Annotated in this window: 2 protein-coding genes; both read right to left on the reverse strand. The window is 54.4% G+C overall.

All coding sequences use genetic code 11. The features are described from left to right. Nucleotides 1–384 precede the first annotated feature (384 nt). Nucleotides 385–720 carry a hypothetical protein gene (locus tag ACFQY0_RS21090; RefSeq protein ID WP_379717004.1) on the reverse strand — a complete coding sequence of 112 codons (336 nt, stop codon included), beginning with the start codon at nucleotides 718–720 and terminating at the stop codon, nucleotides 385–387. A 129-nt stretch (nucleotides 721–849) separates the two neighbouring features. Continuing rightward, nucleotides 850–1,344 carry an SMI1/KNR4 family protein gene (locus ACFQY0_RS21095; protein WP_379717007.1) on the reverse strand — a complete coding sequence of 165 codons (495 nt, stop codon included), beginning with the start codon at nucleotides 1,342–1,344 and terminating at the stop codon, nucleotides 850–852. Nucleotides 1,345–1,363 lie beyond the last annotated feature (19 nt).

A 1,363-nucleotide genomic window follows, 5' to 3' on the forward strand; every position in this document is an offset into this window, starting at 1 on the left:
CGAGCGCCGACACCATCCCACGAGACACTCCGAGCGGTGATGATGCGGAGCCTCAGCGAATCAGACAGACAATCTAACAGAGTCTGTCACGTGCCCGGACCGATCTCTCCTGGCCGCTCCTCTGCTGCCCACCGCATGATGCTCGCTCCGGTCAGCAAAGCTCCTGAAGCTCGAAAACTTCGATAAGGTCGACCTATCTCCGACTCGGTCTGCTGCCACACCCTCAGAACCCAGAGGCTCAACATTCCACGAGAACGTCTCAGCACACCCAATCCGACCGACTCAGCGCACTTTCGATAGTTCTATCACGCTCCCTTCTCCAGTCAACCTCCGACTCGCCAGCGCGGTCGGATTTGTGGTGCTGCGCATTGTTCGCCCATTCGTCTACTCCGAGAACGTCCACCCTGATGAAGCACTATCGTAGTCCCGAAATGGTCCCATCGGCAGAAGCTGGTAGCTTAGACTGAACTCCTCTCCTTCTCTGGAATAGAGCATTGGAACAGGATCATACTTCGAATAATCCTTCGTCGTGCCGCCGAGTTCCGCAAGTGTTCTTGGATATTCACCATTCGCGATTTTGTGCGCTTCAAGCATCTCGATAAGCTCCGATGCTCTATTACTCGATTCACTATTCAGTTCCTCGCTGGATGGCCTCAGAAGAAAGTAGGCCAACAAGATAACTACCAAAAAAGCAAGAATGAGCCACTTGGTATGTTTCATTTTTAGGCGAACGTCTGAGAAATGGCGATCCCGACCCTCATGGCGGGGCTCCCGATTCTCGTTGCCGGATTGAATCACCAAAACGGAAACGCAACAAGGCCGCTGTAAGGGGTCGCCATCTTCGACTTGTTAGCTTTGGATTTTTCGCGCCAGGCCAGCATCCTTACGTCCAAGCTTGAGGTAGCGCCCAATCTCAACGCGTCGATTCTGGTCATCCGTCAGCGGGAGTATCCCGGTGCCGCAACAGGCCCGATCGTCATGCCAAACCCCGCCCCGGAGAGGCCCGGAAATGATCAGAATGTCGTGCCCTTCACACCCGGTAGATCGTATCCGAATGCTGCCGCAGACGAGGTCGTCCGAAAAGTAGGGCGCTCTCCATCCAGCATCAGAGTGGAGTGATCGGTCATTCCAAGGCCCTGAATGCGGAAATTGCCGTTGAAGAAAATCCGCCGGTAAATCCTCGGGGTGGTAACTCCAATCCTCAAGCAGATCGACCGCGCTTCTCGTTCCAGCTCCACCACCGACTTCCTTGAGATAGTTCCGATACGGAGCCGGCAATACTATCCCCCAAGCTTGCTCGAACTCGGCCAACTTTTGCTCGGTGTACTTCAGGGGCCGATACATGGATTTTTGAAGCTAACGT

The organism is Haloferula chungangensis, assembly GCF_042664875.1.
Taxonomy (GTDB): domain Bacteria; phylum Verrucomicrobiota; class Verrucomicrobiia; order Verrucomicrobiales; family Akkermansiaceae; genus Haloferula; species Haloferula chungangensis.

What these genes read in the sequence shown, in the direction of transcription:
- ACFQY0_RS21090 (WP_379717004.1), bottom strand. Translation starts at nt 720, where the DNA reads ATGAAACATACCAAGTGGCTCATTCTTGCTTTTTTGGTAGTTATCTTG.
- ACFQY0_RS21095 (WP_379717007.1), bottom strand. Translation starts at nt 1,344, where the DNA reads ATGTATCGGCCCCTGAAGTACACCGAGCAAAAGTTGGCCGAGTTCGAG.